We start from the raw sequence: 425 nt of genomic DNA, 5'->3' as shown, positions 1-425 counted from the left end.
ACTAGGAAGCCGCCGACGCCCAAGGACGGCGAACCGGCGCTGACCGTGCAGCAGGCGGCGCACCGGGACGCGGATGCGGACTGGACGAAGAAGCACGGGCGCAGCTATTTCGGCTACAAGAACCACGTCAATGCCGATGTCGAGCACGGCTTCATCCGGGCGTTCGCGGTGACGCCGGCATCGGTGCATGACTCGCAGCGGATCGAGGCGTTGCTGGACACGACCCAGAAGGGTCGGCCACTGTACGGCGACTCGGCCTACCGATCGGCGCAGACCGCACGGCGCTGCCAGGATCACGGTCTGAAGGACCGCACGATGCACAAGCGTCAGGCGAACCGGCCGCTGACGAAGCAGCAGGAAGGCTGGAACAAGGCCCGGGCGAAGATCCGCGCGCGCATTGAACACGTGTTCGCGCGCACTGACGG

Annotated in this window: 1 protein-coding gene; it reads left to right on the top strand. The window is 66.8% G+C overall.

Translation table 11 applies throughout. The annotated features are described in order from the left end of the window. On the top strand, positions 1-425 hold a 425-nt coding region (locus tag ACH65_RS15155; RefSeq protein WP_153242624.1), incomplete at both ends, for a transposase.

The sequence above is a fragment of the Frateuria defendens genome (assembly GCF_001182895.1).
Taxonomy (GTDB): Bacteria; Pseudomonadota; Gammaproteobacteria; order Xanthomonadales; family Rhodanobacteraceae; genus Frateuria_B; species Frateuria_B defendens.
This window is presented reverse-complemented; position numbering and strand designations above follow the sequence as displayed.